This is a genomic window from Actinocrinis sp. (assembly GCF_035946395.1).
Taxonomy (GTDB): domain Bacteria; phylum Actinomycetota; class Actinomycetes; order Streptomycetales; family Catenulisporaceae; genus Actinocrinis.
In genome coordinates this window covers 1-16,365 of sequence record NZ_DASYZI010000355.1, presented here as the reverse complement: position 1 = coordinate 16,365, position 16,365 = coordinate 1, and the positions used below count along the sequence as shown (strand labels likewise).

Here is a 16,365-nt window from a genome sequence, read left to right as displayed (position 1 = left end):
CCGCCGAAGAAACCAAGCAGTTCGGTGGCGATACGACCACCGCCTGGCGCACACACGGCCAGCACCGCGGCATCGTGCGCAACACCCGTCTCGCTCTTTACAAGAGCCTGAACCAGTTCTCCAAGGCGGTCTCGCTCGCCGCACACCTCGTCAACCCCAACCAGGGCGCCGAATGGTGGAAAACACGCAAGGAGAGGCTGGCGAAGGAGAAGGCCGGTTTTTGACCACGAGCACGACCACGAGCATGACCATGGCCGTGGCTGTGGCTGTGGCCGCGAAGGTCGGTGAGGCGGCGCGGCGGGGGTAACGACTTACCCGGCGCAGGCTCTGACACGTGCGAGTCGCCAGATGCACAAGTCGGCCGACTATGGTCGAACGCTGGTACCAGAAGCACGTGTTCTGACGCCTTTGCTGGGTGCGGGCGAGCCGCCTCGAAGATTCGGCAGTGCCGCTTGGTACGTCTGCGGCGAGCACGTCGGTATCGGTGCGGACTGTCGGTCGCGGCGAGGTTGGGACCGCATCGTTCGTGCGTGCGTGCACGGCTTATGCGATGTCGCAGGTCAGGGAACTGCCATCCCCAGAATGGTCAAACCGTCGTACGGCTGAGGCGCAGGTTGATCCAGGTGTTTTTAAGCTGGTCATTCATCGCGGCTAGTGCGCTGACCGTTTACGTTCGCCGGGTTCGGTGACACGCCGGTCGTGGTGCGAACGTTCGAGTCCTGTCAGTTCCACTCTGGGGAGCGACGACTTCGCTCTCCAGAGTGGAACTGCTATGCCGGAACTCGTTCGAGCACGAAGACTGACCGATCACGAGGGCCAGCGGCTGCAACAGATCGCGCGCCGCGGCAAACACGACTCGATCCGGGTGCGCCGCGCCCTGATCATCATGGCCTCCGCGTCGGGAACCCCGGTCTCGGCGATCGCCAGGCTGGTCGCGGCACACGAAGACACCGTGCGCGATGTGATCCACGCGTTCAACGAGAAGGGTCTGGCCGCGCTGGACCCTCAGTGGGCGGGCGGCCGTCCCCGCCGGATCAGCAGTGACGACGAGGACTACATCGTCACGGCGGCCACCACCCGGCCGGAGAAACTTGCCTGCCCTTTCACCCACTGGAGCGTGCGCAAACTGGCCGCCTACCTGGCCGAGAACACCATGCACCCGGTACGGATCGGGCGCGAGCGGCTGCGAGTGATCCTGCGCGAGCACGAGATCACCTTCCAGCGCACCCGCACCTGGAAGGAGTCCCGTGACCCGGACAAGGACGCCAAACTCGACCGCACCGAGCAGGTCACCGCCGCGTTCCCGAACCGCTGCTTCGCCTTCGATCAGTTCGGACCCCTGCAGATCCGCCCCTGCCACGGCTCGTGCTGGGCCCGGCACAAACACCCCGACCGGCTGCCGGCCACCTACCACCGCACCCACGGCATCCGTTACTTCCACGGCTGCTACTCACTCGGCGACGACACACTGTGGGGCGTAACCCGGCTGCGCAAGGGCGCCGACCACACCCTGGCCGCACTCAAGACCATCCGCGCCGCCCGCCCGGACGGCGCCCCGATCTACGTGATCCTGGACAACCTGTCCGCGAACAAGACCCCGACCATCCGCACCTGGGCCAAACGTCACAAGGTCGAGCTGTGCCTGACCCCGACCAGCGCCTCCTGGGCCAACCCGATCGAGGCCCAGTTCGGACCCTTGCGCACCTTCGCGATCGGCAACTCCACCCATCCCAACCACACCGTGCTGGCCCGCAAACTGCAGGCTTACCTGCGCTGGCGCAACACCCACCACCGCCACCCCGACATCCTGGCCGCCCAACGCCGCGAACGCGCCCGCACCCGCACCCGCAGCGAGAAAGGACTGCGCTTTGGCGGACGCCCCATCACCACCGCAGCATGACAACAACCAGACCGGTGAACCTAAACGGTCAGCGCACTAGTTCGCGGGGCAGGTTTCCTCAGCCGAGTACAGCGACACGGAGGGAGCGATGAGTGACGTGATGAGCAACACCATTGCGGCCGTCGAGGCCAGACCGTCCTCGTCGCTGATCGATCAGGTTGAGTGCGGCTGGGCCGCGCTGGCTGCGGAGTTCATCGGTACGGCCATCCTGGTCTTCTCCGCCGTCGGCACGGCGATCTTCGCGGATGCCAACGCCGGTGTCGTGGGTATCGCACTGGCCTTCGGCGTGACGCTGCTCGCGCTCGTCTATGCGATCGGCGCAGTCTCGGGATGTCACGTCAACCCGGGATGACGCTCGGGATGGTGCTCGCTGGTCGGATGAAGCCGATCGCCGGCGCGCTCTACGCGATCATGTAGTTCGCCGGCGGCATCGCCGGCGCGCTGCTGCTGTATTGGGTATCGCACGCGGTCCGCGCACGCGTCGGCGGGCCGTTCAGCCGCAAATCCTTCGGCTCGAACGGATACGGCGCAAACTCCGACCTGGGAATCAGCACCGGGGGCGCGTTCCTCGTCGAGATCATCCTCACCGCGCTGCTCGTACTGGTGGTGCTGTCGGTCACCAGCGGTCCCGGCGTCAAGGGGCTGGAGGGTGTGGCGATCGGCTTCGCGTTTACCGCAATCCACCTGGTCGGCATCCCGCTGACCGGTATATCGGTCAACCCCGCCCGCCCGCTCGCTCGCTCGGGCCGGCCGCCTTCGCCGATAACAATGCACTGAGTCAGGTCTAGCTGTTCGTCGTGGCGCCCCTGGTCGGCTCGATTGTGGCTGTGGGCCTGCACTGGACCATCCGCGGTCGCCCGCAGGAGACGGGCACGCCGCGTAGCTGATCGAGGCCAGTAGCGGGGGCGGCGGGCATTTGCCGGTCCCGGGACGCTCATCGGTCGACTTCTCGGCTGACATGCTCCGGCCACTCGTCCAGGTCGATGATGCAGCGCACGACGTCACATGCTTGATCGAACAAGACTGTGTCGCGATTCGCGTAATGGTCGTGTTGGCCGTTCAGGAGTATGCAGCCGCCGGAACGGCCCTCGGCGCCCAGATCTACAGCGTGTTCGCCAGGATCGCCTTCGCTGATCATGAAAATCAGCAGTGTGCGGGCACCGTTTGTAAGGACTGCCAGCGAACGACCTGCGTCGTCATGAAACCAGGTCTCACATGTGCCGGAGGCGAGTCGACGCCTTATCAACTCCGTGGCGACTTGGCCCGAGCACGTGGAATCGGAGCCCTGTAAGCGCCAGTAGCTCGCCATCGGGCAACCTTACGGCAAGGTCGAAGTCTGAGATTGGGTGTGCGGTGGGCAGGGGTGGGTGGGTCGGACAGGTCGGATGGGTCAGTTGCGACCTGTGGCGGAGGGTGGTTCGGGATCGGGATCGGGGTGGGGGCCGATGCGGAGGGTGTTTCCGTCGGGGTCGACGATGGCGAAGGTGGTCGGGCCGTGGTGCGGCTCGACCGGCATGTCCAGGCAGTCCACGCCGTCGCCGGTCCAGGTGGCGCGCAGGGCGTCCGGGTCGGGGACTTTCAGGTAGCAACCCATGGAGTTGGCCATGGAGTCGATCGCTGGGTGTGGATATAGGTGGAGCTCCGCGTCGTGCCAGCTTAGACGGGCGTAGCCGACGGCGTGTTCGAGCACGTCGAAGCCGAGGTAGCGATAGTAGGCGAGCGAGCGCTCAAGGTCGCTGCTGGGCAGGATCGGCACTAGGGCGGCTCGGCGGGGCGGCATCGCGCTATTTAAGCGGGGGGCGCGCAGCCCGGATGGGGCTCTAACGGTCCTCTAACGCTTGGGGCTGGATTTCTCGCGCGGCTCTGACGGGTGGTGGTGGGTAGGGGCGCAGGGGTGCAGGTGGCTGATTGCGTGTGTGGTGGGGGCGTGGGGTGGGTGGACTGGGTGAGGGCGCGGGGGGACGACGAGTGTGCGGGGGTGGGGGTGGGGGTGGGGGTGGGGCGAGTGTGCGGTGCGCGTTGGTGGGCTAGTTCTATTCTTCGTACGCCGGTTGAATGAGTGGGGATGATTCGGGAATACCGGGTATTTCTTGGTGCCGAGTAGGCCATTGCTCGATGATGAGCCCGGATTGTCCTGGTCTACGTATCGCTCGTCCGGGCGATGTGCGGAGGATGGGTCTAGTCGGAGGGGGACGGCAGGAGTTCGTAGATCGGGTTGAAGATGGCGCGGTGGCCGCCGAGGGTGGTGATACGGCCTTCGGCGCGGATGTGGCGGCCGGGGGTGATGCCGGGGATCTCGCGGCGGCCCAGCCAGATGATCGCGACGTCGCCGGTGCCGTCCCACAACACCGCCTCCAGGGAGGCCACGCCCGCGCGGGGGCGGATGGTGACGGTGCGCAGGGTGCCGATGAGGCGCACCTTCTCGCGGTCGGCGCACTGGGCGATCGGCCGCGCTCCTTCGGCGGCGATGCGTTCCTGGAGCATTTCGGCGTGCAGTGTGTCGGGGTCGGCGGTCAGGCGGTCGAACAGACGGCGCAGGCCGCGGCGGCGCTTGCCGGGGCGGGAGTTCGGGTCGGGGTCGCCGCCGGCGGGCCGGGGGTCAGCGGACGGGCTGGCTGGTTGGGTCATCGTTGACTCCCACCTGAGGCGCCTTCGGCTGGGGTTGGGGTTGAGGCTGGGGTTGAGGCTGGGGCTTGGGATCGGGCTGAGGCCGGGGCCGTTGCCGGGGTTGAAGATGAAGCTGGAGTCGAGGCCGCGTCGGTGCGGGGCTGTTGCTGCTCGGCACCGGCGGAGCGCAGCTGGTACGGGACGCTGGCGACCACCACGCGCCGCTGGTAGAGCAGCCTGCCCTTCAGGCGCAGCGCGGACTGGTTGTGCAGCAGCTGCTCCCACCAGTGTCCGAGCACGTATTCCGGGATAAACACGGTCACGATATCGTTCGGGTTCTCGCTGCGCAGCCTTTTGACGTACTCGACCACGGGCCGGGTGACCTCGCGGAAGGGTGAGGCGATGATCGTGAGAGGGACTTGGATGTCGTGCTCCTCCCACTGCGCCTTGAGTGCTTGGGTTTCCCGCTCGTCCAGGTCCACGGTGACCGCTTCGAGCCGGGTGGGGCGGGTGGCCTTCGCGTAACCCAGTGCCCTGAGAGTCGGCAGGTGCAGCTTGGAGACCAGCACGACCGCGTGGTTGTTCGACGGGGGCACGATCTTGACCGCTCCGGGCGGGGTCAGTTCGGCGGCGACCGCGGAGTAGTGGCGCCGGATGCTGCGCATCAGCAGCCAGATGAGCGGCATCGCGACCACCACGATCCAGGCGCCCTTGGTGAACTTGGTGGCCAGCACGATCACCAGCACGGTCGCGGTGAACCCGGCGCCGATCGCGTTGATCACCCTTGAGCGCATCATGCGCCTGCGCCGGCCCTGGTCGGTGGTCTGCGGCAGCAGCCGGTTCCAGTGCCGGATCATGCCGGTCTGGCTGCACACGAAGGACACGAACACGCCGACGATGTACAGCTGGATCAGCCGGGTCGGCGACGCGTGGAAGGCCACCACGAGCAGGATCGCGAAGCCGGAGAGCAGCAGGATGCCGTTGGAGAACGCGAGCCGGTCGCCGCGGGTGTGCAGTTGCCGGGGCATGAACCCGTCGCGGGCCAGGATCGAGGCGAGCACCGGGAAGCCGTTGAACGCGGTGTTGGCGGCCAGCACCAGGATCAGCGCCGTGACGAACTGGAGCACGAAGAACATCGCCGAGCCGCCGAACACCGAGTGCGCCACCTGCGCGATCACCGTGCGCGGCGTGTTGCCGGCAGGCAGGCCGACGAGGTCGGAGGCGTCGGCGGCGTGCACGTGCCCGGCCAGCGCGAGCGCGGTGACCCCGGCGAACATCGAGACGGCGATCACGCCGAGCAGCGCGAGCGTGGTCGCCGCGTTCTTGCTCTTGGGCGGCTTGAACGCGGGCACCCCGTTGCTGATCGCCTCCACTCCGGTCAGCGCGGTACAGCCGGAGGAGAAAGCGCGCAGCAGCAGGAACAGCAGGGACAGCCCGCCGTAGCTGCCCGCGGCTTTGATCTGGTAGTTCGCGCTCTCGGCGACGAGGTGCTGGCCGGTGGCCAGCTTGAACACGCCCCAGATGATCATGACGGCGACCGAGGCGATGAAGAAATAGGTCGGGATCGCGAACGCGGCGCCGGACTCGCGCACCCCGCGCAGGTTCATCAGCGTGATCAGCGCGATGACGGCGACGGAGATCAGCACCAGGTGGGAGTTGAGCGAGGGAAAGGCGGAGGCGAGGTTCGCCACCCCGGAGGAGACGGAGACGGCGACGGTGAGGGTGTAGTCGACCATCAGCGCGCTGGCGACGGTCAGGCCGATCTTGGGGCCGAGGTTCGTGGTGGCCACCTCGTAGTCCCCGCCGCCGGACGGGTACGCGTGCACGTTCTGGCGGTAGGAGGCGACCACGACCAGCATCAGCACGCCGACCGCCCCGGCGACGTACCAGGTCAGGTGCAGCAGCGCGACTCCGCCCGCGGAGAGCACCAGCAGGATCTCCTCGGTCGCGTACGCCACCGAGGAGAGCGCGTCCGAGGCGAACACCGGCAGAGCGATCCTCTTCGGCAGCGTCGCCTCGCCCAGCATCTCGCTGCGCACCGGCACGCCGACTAGAACCCGCTTGAGTAACCCGATCGTCGATGACACGTCCGCATGCTAGGCCCCGGTGACGGTTGGTGGCGACCGAAACGACAGGGCGGGCGGGTGAACGCGAGAGCCCGGACACGTGTACCGTGTCCGGGCTCTGCGGTGGCGGGGTGCGTTTTATGCGGTGTAGTAGCCCTCGATGTCGGCGATGACCTGGATGGCGCCGGCGGAGTTGTTGTAGAACTCCAGGTTGCCGGTGAGCGGGACGACCACCGTGTTGCTGATCGCGTGGCCGGGCTGGAACGTGACGTCCGAGAGCGGCGGAACGGTCAGATCGGGCGAGAGCAGGGTCAGCGTGCCGCTGTGCTGCGCGCCGACCACGGTGATGTCGAGGACCACGGCGGTGGCCGTGTTCGGGATTCCGGCGATGCCAGGCAGGATCGCCACGCCGCCGGGGACCACTGTCTGGCCGCTGCCGCCCAGGCCGGTGCGAGTGTCGAGCACGCGCTGGGGGCCGAAGGGTTGGAAACCCGGGCCCGAGCTGGTGCTGGTCGCCGAGTAGTAGCCCTCGACGGCGACGGACAGGTTGATCGCGCCGGACGAGTTGTTGTGGAAGGTGACCTCGCCGTCGACGATGGGGACCACGGCCAGGTTGGAGACGGACTGGCCTGCGCTGAAGCTGGCGTTGGTCGCGTCGGGGCGCGTGTCGCCGTCGTAGACCGTCAGGCTTCCGGCGGCCTTGGGGTTGAGGGTGCTGACATTGAGCAGGACGGCTGTCACGCCGGACGTCGGCACGCCTCCGGTTCCCAGGATGTTGACGGAAGTCGTGCCGTCGGCCGGGATCCGCGCGGGCGGGCCGGATGGGATTGCGGTCTGGCTGTCGAGGATCTGCGTCGGGGTGAGCGTGGTCAGCTCAGAGCCCTTGTGCGTGTTCGCGTTGGTGTAGTAGCCGTCGATGTCGGCGGTGAGGTCGACCGCGCCGGCCGAGGCGTTGTAGAGGTCGATCTTGCCGTTGACGACGGGGACGACGGCCAGGTTGGTCGCGTTCCTGCCGGCACTGAAGCTGATGTCGCCGGCAACGGGCCGGGTCGTGCCGTCGCCGTAGCCTACGACGTAGCCGCCCGCATCCGGATTGATCGCGGTCAGGTCCACGGCGACGGCCGTCAGGCCGTCGCTTGGGACGCCGGCGGCTCCGCCCACCCTCAGCGACAGGGTGCTGTCTCCGGCGAGGCGCGCCGTCGGGGCGCCGACGCCGGTCAGGGTGTTGAGGATGCGCGACGGGGTCACCGGTACGAAGACGCTGTTGGCCGGAGGCGCCGGTGCGGCGGTCACGGTGTAGGCGCCGACGAGGTAGTTGGGCGATGAGGTGGGGACGGAGTAGTTCGCGTCGAGCATCACGTCGTAGAGGCCTGGCGTGACGGCGGAGGTGTCGAGGCGCACGGTCAGCCGTGTTCCGTCAGCGTTCACCGACACCGGCTGGGAGATCCAGTTGGTGGACACCGGATTTCCGCTGGTGGCGAGCATGACCTCGGTGCCGAGGTCGAGGTTCGTGCCGGTCACGGTGACTTCGTCCGAGTCGCCGGCCTGCTGGGCGGCCGGGCTGATCGCGCTGATCGTCGCCGGTCCCGGACGGCCGGTGCAGCCGAACTTGCACAGGCCCTGGATCGTGAAGCCCGTCGGGCTCTCGGCGCCGCCGTACAGGCTGACGATGAGGACGGCCTGGCCGGTCGCGCTACTCGTGAAGCAGTCCCCGAACCCGCTGCACACGGAGGCGTAGTACGTGCCCCAGTTCGCGAGGTTGTAGGTACCGAGCAGGGGGGTGGATGCCGGGGGCGAGGTCATGCCGACGACCGAGAAGTCCTCGTCCGGCTGGACGGGGATCGTTGCGCAGTAGGCGGTGGTGGACTCGGTGAGTGTCCCGCTGACGGGCGCCCAGCCGTTGACCGAGAGCTGGTGTGCCTGGCACTGCGCGGCAGGACCGGAGGCCGTGGCCAACCGCCAGGTGTCCAGGTGCGCCGCGACGGAGAAGCCGCCGTAGGCGAGGGTGTCCGTGATCACCTGGTAGTCGGTTGATCCGGTGAGCTGGCACAGGCGGCTGAACATGCAGAGGTTCGTGCCGCTGCCGTCGGTGACGATCAGGATCGCGCCCGCCGGATACGGTGCCAGTGTCCTGACGTCGAACCACATGTCGTCGGTCGCCGCGGCCGTGACCCGGTAGCAGGTCGTGTCGAGGGCCGAGTCGAGGGTGAAGCCGGTGGACGGCCCGCCGACGTCGGTCGACGCAGGGGTCGAGCATTGTGCGGACTGCGTGACGTCGCGGCGGACGAGCTCGTAGGTCTGGTTCTGGCCGGTGTTGCTGAGGATGGCGGTGTAGTTCACGCCGGCTTGGTACTTGCAGGTGCCCGTGGTGAAGATCAGGCAGTCCTGGGCGCCGGTGGGGTCGTCGATCGCGATCCCGCCGTCCTCCGTGTTCGTGGTGTCGGCGTAGTCGACCATCTCGCCGGTCGAGTGCTGCGAGGCGGGAATGCTCAGGCACGCGTAGTTCGAGACCGGGCTCGTCGTCGCGGTCGCGCCCCAGGATCCGCCGAAGCCGGACTGCGGCCAGGCCTGGCAGCCCGCCGTGGAGTCGGTCGCCTGGACGATCACCTTGTAGCCGGTCTGCGAGCCCTGAGACTCGGCGAGCAGGTGGAACGGGGCGGTGCCGGTCGGGGTGCAGGTGCCGCTGCTGTTGTACAGGTTGGTGCACTGCTGTGCGCCGGTGGAGTCGAGGATCAGCAGCGGGGCCTGGTAGCTGTTGAGAGCGACGCTCTCGTCGAACACGTAGGCCGACTTGCCGACGGCGGTCGGCAGGGTGAGGCAGACGACCTCGCCGACGCCGCTGAACTGCGCCGCGGCCGGGCCGGTGGCGAAGTCCGTGTCGCCGGTCGCGGTGCATCCGCGGCTCTCGTCGGCTGCGACGAAGGCCACTGCGAAGTCGTACGGCGCGAGCGGGTCCTCGAATTCGATGTAGTAGTAGTCACCCGCGCTCAGCTGGCAGAAGGGGCCCGAGTTGGTGCACGCGACGGTGCCGTCCGCGGCGTACAGGATTCCCTGGGCCGCCCCGCCCTGCCAGTTGGTCGCCGCGTAGACCTGGTATTCGCCCGCGGTGGTGACCGTCAGCTTGCGGCACTGGTTCACGGACGTGTCGTCCGGGGCCACGCCGTAAGCCTGCTGGGTCGCGGCTCCGCAATCGGTCTTGGCGGTGAGGTCGTTCAGGAGGAGCCCGTACGAGAACGCGGTGCCCTGAAAACCGTCGAGCAGAACGCGGTAGGGGCCGGTGCCCGTCAGCGCGCAGGTCTGGTAGTTGGCGAAGCAGATCTGAGCACCGGTCGAGTCGTAGACCGTCAGCAGCGTCTGAAGGTACGACGTGGTGTCGGTGGCCATGTTGCCCATGACCGTGTGCCCGCTCGGCACGTTCAGCGTGTAGCACGCGCCGACGGCGCCTGCCGCGATCGAGGCCTCCACCGGTGCGGCGGCGTAGGACGGGTCGATCGCGTTGCACGTCGTGTCGGAGAGCAGCGGCAGGTACGAGATCGTGTAGTTCGTGGACTGATTGGTGACCGCGACCGTGTAAGTGCCCGAAGCGGTCGTGGCGCACTGCGGGATCTGCCCGTAATAGTTCGCGGAGCAGGAGACGGCCGCGCCGGACGGATCAGTCACGGTGAAGGGCAGCTCGTTTCCGTTGACCGAGAGGACCTGAACGATCAGCAGGTCGGCGGGGTCGGCCAGGTTCACCGTGAAGGTGTCAGTGCCCGTGCTCGATGGCGCGCTGCACGGATAGACCACGTCCGGTGAGATCGCGCCGGAACACGTGCTGGACATGGAGCTGTGCGCGATGGCGCTCTTCGCCGCGGTGGCCCTGGCCTGGCTCAACGCGGTCTTGGAGACCGCCTTGGGCTGTGTGGGCGCGGTCGGCGGCGTCGGCTTGGTCCGTGGCTTCGGCACCGGCTTCGCGATGTTGACGGGCTTGGGCGCGGTCGCCTGCTGCGCAGTCGTGGGCTGATTTGTCGTGGATTGAGTCGTCGTGGGCTGAGTCGTTGCCGGCTTGCTCGCGGACGTCTGCGACGGCGTGGAAACCGCGGCCGACGCGGCGGTGGCCGGGACGAGCAGCGCCGCCGTCATGGCGACGACCACCCCGAGAGCTGAGAGAACCTGTTTCCGGCGCTGGATAATTGACAGCAGTACCCGCATATGCCCCTCCCGAAAGAACGATGCTCCACTCCATTTGTTCATGGCCCCGGAGAGCATCGAGGTCTGAAGCGCAGCGTAGCAATGCTCGAACGACTGTGCCGTGTGATCACCGTGTGTGAGCTGTATGAGAGTCATATGAAATGGATGCCGCTGCCAAGCAGCCACCGGCCCCGCGGAACAGAGCGGCGACGCGCGGCACGACGTGTCCGATCAGCCTCGTAGACTCTCACGCATGACCGCACCAGGAACCGATCACCAGGTGATCGACGCGGCGGACGTGCTGCGCCGCGTGTTCGGCTATGACTCGTTCCGGGGCGAACAGCAGGAGATCGTCGACCATGTCATCGGCGGGGGCGACGCGCTCGTCCTGATGCCGACCGGCGGCGGCAAGTCATTGTGTTACCAGATTCCGGCGCTGGTCCGAACGGGTGTCGGAGTGGTCGTCTCGCCGCTCATCGCGCTGATGCAGGACCAGGTCGACGCCCTGATGGCCGTCGGGGTGCGGGCCGGGTTCCTGAACTCGACCCAGGACCCCGACGAGCGCCGCCTCGTCGAGTCCGCGTTCCTCACCGGCGAGCTGGACCTGCTCTACCTCGCTCCCGAGCGGCTGCGGCTGGACTCGACGCAGCAGTTGCTGGACCGCGGCAAGGTCTCGCTGTTCGCGATCGACGAGGCGCACTGCGTCGCCCAGTGGGGGCATGACTTCCGGCCGGACTACCTCGGGCTCTCGGTGCTGCACGAGCGCTGGCCGCACGTGCCCCGGATCGCGCTGACCGCGACCGCCACCGAGGCGACGCACGCGGAGATCGCGCAGCGGCTGAACCTGGCGGACGCCCGGCACTTCGTGGCGAGCTTCGACCGCCCGAACATCCAGTACCGGATCGTGCCGAAGAACGAGCCGCAGCGGCAGCTGCTGGAACTGCTGCGCTCCGAGCACGCGGGCGACGCCGGCATCGTCTACTGCCTCTCCCGCGCGTCGACGGAGAAGATCGCGCAGTTCCTGGTGGACAACGGAATCCGGGCGCTGCCTTACCACGCCGGGCTCGACTCGCGCACCCGGGCCGCGAACCAGTCCCGTTTCCTGCGCGAGGACGGCCTGGTCATGGTCGCCACGATCGCGTTCGGCATGGGCATCGACAAGCCGGACGTACGGTTCGTCGCCCATCTCGACCTGCCGAAGTCCGTCGAGGGCTACTACCAGGAGACCGGCCGGGCGGGCCGGGACGGCCTGCCGTCGACCGCGTGGCTGGCGTACGGCCTCCAGGACGTCGTCCAGCAACGCAAGATGATCGCCGCCTCGGAGGGCGACGACGCCTTCCGCCGCGCCGCCACCGCACACCTCGACGCGATGCTGGCGCTTTGCGAGACGTTCGAGTGCCGCCGGGTGCGCCTGCTGGCCTACTTCGGCCAGCACGGTTCCACCTGCGGCAACTGCGACACGTGTCTGAACCCGCCGGAGTCGTGGGACGGCACGGTGGCCGCGCAGAAGCTGCTGTCCACGGTGTTCCGGCTCAAGTCCGAGCGACGGCAGCGGTTCGGCACCGGCCAGTCGATCGACATCCTGCTCGGCAGGAAGACGCCCAAGGTCGCCCAGTTCGACCACGACGCGCTGAGCGTGTTCGGCATCGGGACCGAGCTGAACGAGAGCGAGTGGCGCGGCGTGGCGCGGCAGCTGCTGGCCCAGGGGCTGCTGATGGTCGAGGGCGATTACAGCACCCTGGCACTCACCGAGGCCAGCGGCGCGGTGCTGCGCGGCGAGCACAAGGTCATGCTGCGCCACGAACCCAAGAGGCCTGAGAAGGCGGCGCGCACGGCGAAACCGGGCCGGCAGGCCGCCGTCGAGGAGCTGGCGGAACACGCCGTGCCGGTGTTCGAGCGGCTGCGCGCCTGGCGCGGCGCCACCGCCAAGGAGCAGGGCGTGCCCGCGTACGTCGTCTTCCACGACGCGACCCTGCGGCAGATCGCCGCGCAGGCCCCGACGACCCTGGCCGCGCTCGGCACGATCAGCGGCGTCGGCGAGAACAAGCTCGCCAAGTACGGCCAGCAGATCCTCGACACGCTTGCGGCGTGACGGGCGTGGCAGGCAGCACAATGGCGGTGATCGGTGCACGCTGATCAGTGTCTGCTGATCAGTGTCTGCTGATTGGTGTTTGCTGATCGGTGTCCGCGGGGATCTACAGGGAGGCCGGCGTTGATCGGGTTGCAGGGGCGGGTAACCGGGCGGATCGCTCCGGGTGTGGTCGGCGAGGTGATGGTGCAGGTGCGCGGGGGCACCGAGGCGTTCATGGCATACGCGGCCGAGGCCGGGGAACGGATCCCGGTCGGCACGATCGTGGTCGTGCTCGAATACCACCCGCCGCGCACCGTGTACGTTTCAGCGCTCTAACAGGATTCTTACGGCACCCCCCTCTCACCCTGATCCGGCGACAGGTGTACACCAGTGGGCGGGACCCGCGGCATGGGGCTGCGGTCCACCTTCGCAGGGGACAGTGCCGACTGTTCCCTCATCCAGGATTCGGGGAAGTGAGTCGAAGTGCCGACGGCACTCATCCTTTCGGGGATCATCGTGGCCGGCGTCGTCGTGGCGGTGGCCGTCTTCAAGGCGATGTGGCGGGTGGCGGAGCCGAACGAGGCGCTGCTGATCTCCGGCGCGCGCCACCGCATCGAGGGCGTCGACGAGGGCATGGGCTTCCGCATCGTCACCGGCCGCGGCACGCTCGTGCTGCCCGGGGTGCAGGCGGTCCGCAAGCTCTCGCTCGACCTGAACGAGGCGGACCTGTACGTGGACTGCGTCACCATCCAGGGTATCCCGGTGCAGATCAAGGGCGTGGTGATCTTCAAGGTCGGCGACGACCGGGTCTCCATCGCCAACGCCGCGCGCCGGTTCCTGGACCAGCAGGGCAACATGCACGTGCGGGTGCACAACATCCTGACCGGGCATCTGCGCTCCATCGTGGGCAACCTGACCGTGGAGGAGATGATCCGCGACCGCGAGCGGCTGACCGAGCAGACCCGGGCCACCTCCGGCCACGAGATGGAGAAGCTCGGGCTGACCATCGACTCGTTGCAGATCCAGGAGATCGAGGACCCCACCGGGTACATCAAGGCACTGGCCGCGCCGCACACCGCCGCGGTGCAGCGCGACGCGCGCATCGCCCAGGCCGCCGCCGATCGCGTCGCCACCGAGGCGGAGGCCGAGGCCAACGCGCGAAAGGCCGAAGCGATCCGCAACACCAACATCCAGCAGGCCGGCTACCAGGCCGAGGTCGACCAGGCCCAGGCCAAGGCGAAGATGGCGGGACCGCTCTCCGAGGCCGCCGCCCGGCAGGAAGTCGTCGTGCAGGAGACGCGCGTCGCAGAACTCGAAGCGCAGAAGCGTGAGCAGCAGTTGCAGGTCGACGTGCGCAAACCCGCCGACGCGAAGGCCTACGAGACGGTGACGCTCGCGCAGGCGCACCGCGAGGCCAAGGTGCACGAGGCGCAGGCCGAGGCGAAGGAGACCGAGCTGCGCGCCGTCGCCGAGGCCACCCGGATCAAGGCCGCCGCCGAGGCGGACGCCGCCGCGACGCGTGCCCGCGGCCTGGCCAGCGCCGAGTTCACCCGCGCGACCGGCGCCGCCGAGGCCGCCGCGGCTCAGGCCAGGGGACTGGCCGAGGCGGAGGCGGCGAAGGCGAGGGGACTGGCCGAGGCCGAAGCCGCCCGCGCGAAGGGCCTGGCCGAGGCGGACGCGATCAAGGCGCGCGCGGCCGCCCTGGCCGAGAACCAGGAGGCCGTCATCGCCCAGCAGCTGGCCGAGAACTGGCCCGCGATCGTGCACGCCGGCGCCCAGGCCTTCGCGGGCGTGGACCACATGGTCGTGCTCAACGGCGCCGACGGCGTCAACGACCTGCTCGCCAAGGCGCTGACCATGGGCGGCACCGGCCTCGGCCTGGCCCGCCAGCTGCTGTCGAGCATGAGCCCCGGCGCGCCGGAGCCGGACGCCGAGCCGGACGCGGCGACGGACGAGGCGCCGACCGGCAACCACTCGCGCGCGATCGAGATCAAGTAGGGCGGCGGCTGAAGTCCACTGTCGAAGTCCTCTGTCGCGCGGCTTCCCACCGGTCGGCGGGGAGCCGCGCGGCGGCGCCGGCGCGCGGTGCTGGATCAGCAGTCGAATGCCATGGTGAATCTCAGGCCGCTTGCCTGAAAAGCAGTACACGATCTCTCATCCGGAGCTATCCTCCAGGCGATCCCCACGAATCGGCTTGGAGAGTCCGTGAACGCGTGCGCTGAGAACGCTGAGCCGGTCTGCGGGGACCGGGGGTGACCGACGACGCCCTGCTTTCCTACGGTCAGCTGTCGGTGTGGCGGGACATTCGTGGTCTGCCGCGAGCCCGCTGGCACGAGGCCAACTTCGGGGCGCGGCTGCGGGTGCCAGCCGACGCCGAGTACACGCCGGCCGAAGTGACGGCCGCGGTTCGTGCGCTCGGCGTGCGGCACGAGTCGCTGCGTACCGTCTACGCCACGGCGGACCCGATGGCGCCGCGGCAACTCGTGCAGCCGCCCGGGGTCCTGGCGGACATCGACGTGGCAGTGGTCGAATGCGCCGAAGACCAGGTCAACATGCTGCTGTTCGGGCAGATGCAGCAGCCTTTCGACCTGTCCCGGGAGTGCAGCTGGCGCGCGCGGGTCGTCACGGACGGCGGGCGGCCGGCCGAGGTGCTGATCGTCCGGCACCACATCACCGCCGACGGCGGCAGCGACGCGTTCCTGGAGGCCGATCTGCGCGCCGTCCTGGAGGCCGGCGGCAAGGCCGCGCTGGACGCCGCCGAGCCCGCGCCGAACCCCGTCCCGCTCTCCGAATGGCAGCATTCGCCCGCGCGGGAACGGGGTCGCAGGTCGACGCGCAGCCACTGGGAGAAGATCTTCACGTCGGACCTCGTCTCGCTGCCGCGCATCGCCCCGGCCGGGCCGGGCGAGCAGGTGCTCCAGTGCATGATCCGGTCGCGGCGGGCGCACGAGTCCGCGCAGCGCCTCGCGACCCGGCTCGGCGTTCCGCTGCCCAGCGTCGTGCTGGCCGCCTACACCTGGAGTGTGGCGCGCGTGACGCAGACTCCTGTCGTGGTCGTCGATCTGATGTCCTCCAACCGTTTCCACCAGCAGTGGAGCGAGATAGTCAGTTCCATGAACCAGTGGGCCGCGGCGTCCTTCACGCTGCCGGAGCACTCCGCAGACGATCCGGCGACGCACTTCGTCGACTACGTAAGGCACGTGCAAGCACGCGGATTCGCGGCGTACCGGCACGGTATGTACGACGTCGACGAAATGGCGGATCTGCGCGAACGCACCTGGGCCCATGGGGACGAGCTCTACTCCGTGTGCGCCTTCAACTTCATCGACATGCCCATCCCGGCGACCCCGGTCACCGACGATCCGCCGGGCGGGGTCGAGACCGCGTGGGAGCAGCCGTTCCACAGCATCGGTCACCCCTGCTACCTGCGCGCGATCGACGAGGGTGCGCAGGCCCTGACCCTTCGCCTGCGCACCAAGCAGATCGCCGGAGCCACCGCGGAACGCGTACTGCGCGGAATGTACGAACTGCTCGTGGCGGCCGACGGCTGA

The 16,365-nt window shown here is 68.5% G+C and carries 13 protein-coding genes; 8 read left to right on the top strand and 5 right to left on the bottom strand.

Translation table 11 applies throughout. The annotated features are described in order from the left end of the window. The 4 genes from VGS97_RS22040 to VGS97_RS22025 all read left to right on the top strand — a co-directional run. Positions 1 to 224: hypothetical protein (locus VGS97_RS22040; RefSeq protein ID WP_326855519.1), on the top strand; the 224-nt coding region annotated here is incomplete at its 5' end. A gap of 548 nt (positions 225 to 772) precedes the next feature. Continuing rightward, a complete protein-coding gene (locus VGS97_RS22035; protein ID WP_326855518.1) occupies positions 773 to 1,900 on the top strand; it encodes an IS630 family transposase in 1,128 nt (375 codons plus the stop codon). An 88-nt stretch (positions 1,901 to 1,988) separates the two neighbouring features. Beyond that, positions 1,989 to 2,252 carry an aquaporin gene (locus tag VGS97_RS22030; RefSeq protein ID WP_326855517.1) on the top strand — a complete coding sequence of 88 codons (264 nt, stop codon included), beginning with the start codon at positions 1,989 to 1,991 and terminating at the stop codon, positions 2,250 to 2,252. 77 nt (positions 2,253 to 2,329) lie between these two features. Next, positions 2,330 to 2,677 (top strand): aquaporin, encoded by a 348-nt coding sequence (locus VGS97_RS22025; RefSeq protein ID WP_326855520.1) that lies wholly within the window; start codon positions 2,330 to 2,332, stop codon positions 2,675 to 2,677. Between the two features lie 157 nt (positions 2,678 to 2,834). On the opposite strand, the gene VGS97_RS22020 is transcribed toward VGS97_RS22025, so the two are convergent. The 5 genes from VGS97_RS22020 to VGS97_RS22000 all read right to left on the bottom strand — a co-directional run bounded on the left by VGS97_RS22020 (position 2,835) and on the right by VGS97_RS22000 (position 10,707). Further along, on the bottom strand, positions 2,835 to 3,209 hold the full coding sequence (locus VGS97_RS22020) for a hypothetical protein (RefSeq protein ID WP_326855516.1): 375 nt from the start codon (positions 3,207 to 3,209) through the stop codon (positions 2,835 to 2,837). Positions 3,210 to 3,290: 81 nt separating this feature from the next. Then, entirely contained in the window at positions 3,291 to 3,680 is a 390-nt protein-coding gene (locus VGS97_RS22015) for a VOC family protein (protein ID WP_326855515.1), read from the bottom strand. Positions 3,681 to 4,078: 398 nt separating this feature from the next. Further along, the gene (locus tag VGS97_RS22010; protein WP_326855514.1) at positions 4,079 to 4,528 is read right to left on the bottom strand and encodes an OB-fold nucleic acid binding domain-containing protein; all 450 of its coding nucleotides are present in this window, start codon (positions 4,526 to 4,528) and stop codon (positions 4,079 to 4,081) included. Next, on the bottom strand, positions 4,525 to 6,534 hold the full coding sequence (locus VGS97_RS22005) for an amino acid permease (RefSeq protein ID WP_349262214.1): 2,010 nt from the start codon (positions 6,532 to 6,534) through the stop codon (positions 4,525 to 4,527). Before VGS97_RS22005 ends, VGS97_RS22010 begins: the two co-directional genes overlap by 4 nt. Positions 6,535 to 6,711: 177 nt before the next feature. Continuing rightward, positions 6,712 to 10,707 carry a hypothetical protein gene (locus tag VGS97_RS22000; RefSeq protein ID WP_326855512.1) on the bottom strand — a complete coding sequence of 1,332 codons (3,996 nt, stop codon included), beginning with the start codon at positions 10,705 to 10,707 and terminating at the stop codon, positions 6,712 to 6,714. 289 nt (positions 10,708 to 10,996) lie between these two features. On the opposite strand from VGS97_RS22000, the gene recQ reads away from it, so the two are divergent. From recQ to VGS97_RS21980, 4 genes are all read left to right on the top strand, one after another. Beyond that, a complete protein-coding gene (gene recQ / locus VGS97_RS21995; protein ID WP_326855511.1) occupies positions 10,997 to 12,835 on the top strand; it encodes a DNA helicase RecQ in 1,839 nt (612 codons plus the stop codon). Positions 12,836 to 12,955: 120 nt separating this feature from the next. Next, on the top strand, positions 12,956 to 13,150 hold the full coding sequence (locus VGS97_RS21990) for a hypothetical protein (RefSeq protein ID WP_326855510.1): 195 nt from the start codon (positions 12,956 to 12,958) through the stop codon (positions 13,148 to 13,150). A gap of 219 nt (positions 13,151 to 13,369) precedes the next feature. Then, on the top strand, positions 13,370 to 14,812 hold the full coding sequence (locus tag VGS97_RS21985; RefSeq protein ID WP_414641787.1) for an SPFH domain-containing protein: 1,443 nt from the start codon (positions 13,370 to 13,372) through the stop codon (positions 14,810 to 14,812). 254 nt (positions 14,813 to 15,066) lie between these two features. Beyond that, a complete protein-coding gene (locus VGS97_RS21980) occupies positions 15,067 to 16,365 on the top strand; it encodes a condensation domain-containing protein (RefSeq protein ID WP_326855508.1) in 1,299 nt (432 codons plus the stop codon).